The organism is Streptomyces sp. NRRL WC-3549, from assembly GCF_000721935.1.
Taxonomy (GTDB): Bacteria; Actinomycetota; Actinomycetes; order Streptomycetales; family Streptomycetaceae; genus Streptomyces.
On sequence record NZ_KL585425.1, the window covers coordinates 83,515 to 85,839 of the forward strand.

Genomic DNA, 2,325 nt, shown 5'->3' on the forward strand with positions numbered 1-2,325 from the left:
CGGGCGGGGGCGCAGTTCGACCCGGCGCTCGGAACGGCTTTCTGGATCACCCCGGAGGACCTCGATACGCCGGGTCCCGTGACGGGCTGGCGCCGCCTCGGCACCTGACCGCCTCCGCCCGGGGCGCCCGCACCGGCTCTCCGGCTCGGCGGTTCGGTGTTCGGGACGGCGGGTCCGCGGCTCGGGCCCCGGTCTGCCGCGCTCGTAGGAAAGCACAGTCCGGCCCGCGGCGCGGACCTGCAGAAACCGCCAGTAGAATCCGGACACGTGACTGCTGTGTCTGCGAAGCCTCGCATCCCCAATGTCCTGGCCGGCCGCTATGCCTCTACGGAGCTGGCCGTCCTCTGGTCCCCCGAGCAGAAGGTGAAGCTGGAACGCCGGCTCTGGCTGGCGGTGCTGCGCGCTCAGAAGGACCTCGGGATCGAGGTGCCCGACGCCGCGCTGGCCGACTACGAGCGGGTGGTCGACCAGGTCGACCTCGCCTCGATCGCCGAGCGCGAGAAGATCACGCGCCACGACGTGAAGGCCCGGATCGAGGAGTTCAACGCTCTCGCCGGCCATGAGCAGGTGCACAAGGGCATGACTTCCCGGGACCTGACCGAGAACGTCGAGCAGTTGCAGATCCGGCTCTCGCTGGAGCTGATGCGCGACCGTACCGTGGCCGTGCTCGCGCGCCTCGGCAAGCTGGCCGCCGAGTACCGCGAGCTGGTCGTGGCGGGCCGCTCGCACAACGTGGCCGCGCAGGCCACGACGCTGGGCAAGCGCTTCGCGACCGCCGCCGACGAGCTGCTGGTGGCGTACGGGCGGCTGGAGGACCTGCTGGACCGATACCCGCTGCGTGGCATCAAGGGGCCCGTGGGTACGGCGCAGGACATGCTGGACCTGCTCGGTGGCGACGCCGACAAGCTCGCCGACCTGGAGCAGCGCATCGCCGGGCACCTCGGCTTCGCGCAGTCGTTCACCTCCGTCGGCCAGGTCTACCCCCGTTCGCTCGACTACGACGTGGTGACGGCGCTGGTGCAGCTGGCCGCGGCCCCCTCGTCGGTCGCCAAGACGATCCGGCTGATGGCGGGGCACGAGCTGGTGACCGAGGGCTTCAAGCCGGGTCAGGTCGGTTCGTCGGCGATGCCCCACAAGATGAACACCCGCTCCTGCGAGCGCGTGAACGGCCTGATGGTCATCCTGCGCGGCTACGCGTCGATGACCGGCGAGCTGGCGGGCGACCAGTGGAACGAGGGCGACGTGTCCTGTTCCGTGGTCCGTCGGGTCGCGCTGCCGGACGCGTTCTTCGCGTTCGACGGCCTGCTGGAGACCTTCCTCACCGTACTCGACGAGTTCGGTGCGTTCCCCGCCGTCGTGGCGCGCGAGCTGGACCGCTACCTGCCGTTCCTCGCCACGACCAAGGTGCTGATGGGAGCCGTGCGGGCGGGGGTCGGCCGCGAGGTCGCGCACGAGGCCATCAAGGAGAACGCGGTGGCCTCGGCGCTCGCCATGCGGGAACAGGGCGCCGAACGCAACGAACTGCTGGACAAGCTCGCCGCCGACGCGCGCATCCCGCTCGACCGCGCGCAGCTGGACGCCCTGATGGAGGACAAGCTCTCGTTCACCGGAGCGGCCGGTGACCAGGTGACCGCGCTGGTGGCCAGGATCGAGAAGATCGCCGAGCAGCACCCGGAGGCCGCCGGTTACACCCCGGGCTCGATCCTCTGATGAGCACGGTTCCCGGCCGGTGACCCCCGAAGAGCTCCAGGCCGCCCGTGACCGCGTCGTGCCCGACGTGGTCACGGGCGGCCTGCGTGTGCTGTTCTGCGGCATCAACCCGAGCTTGACGACCGCTGTGACGGGCCATCACTTCGCCCATCCCGGCAACCGGTTCTGGCCGGTGCTGCACCTCTCGGGTTTCACACCACGGCGGTTGAAGCCGTCCCAGCAGCGGGAGCTGCTGGGATACGGGCTGGGCATCACCAACGTGGTGGCCAGGGCCACGGCCCGGGCGGACGAGTTGGGTGCCGAGGAATACCGCGCGGGCGGGCAGGCCCTGGCGAAGAAGGTGGCGGAGCTGGGACCGCTCTGGCTGGCCGTGGTCGGCGTCACCGCCTATCGCACGGCCTTCGGTGAACGCCGTGCCCGGATCGGCCCCCAGGAGCGCACCATAGGCGGGGCCAGGGTGTGGGCACTGCCCAATCCGAGTGGCCTCAACGCCCATTGGACGGTGGCGACGATGGCGGCCGAGTACGCCCGATTGCGGGTGGCCGTCGACGACGGTCCGGCGCCGTCCGCGTGAGAGGGCCGCTGTCCACCGGACCAGGCTCGGGTCCTCCCGCT

At 70.9% G+C, this 2,325-nt stretch carries 2 protein-coding genes; both read left to right on the top strand.

Annotated features, from left to right (window positions below; translation table 11 throughout):
- Positions 1 to 267: 267 nt before the first annotated feature.
- Positions 268 to 1,710 (top strand): adenylosuccinate lyase, encoded by a 1,443-nt coding sequence (gene purB, locus IH13_RS0128155; RefSeq protein WP_199814863.1) that lies wholly within the window; start codon positions 268 to 270, stop codon positions 1,708 to 1,710.
- Between the two features lie 19 nt (positions 1,711 to 1,729).
- Positions 1,730 to 2,284 (top strand): G/U mismatch-specific DNA glycosylase, encoded by a 555-nt coding sequence (mug, locus tag IH13_RS0128160; RefSeq protein ID WP_031088783.1) that lies wholly within the window; start codon positions 1,730 to 1,732, stop codon positions 2,282 to 2,284.
- Positions 2,285 to 2,325 lie beyond the last annotated feature (41 nt).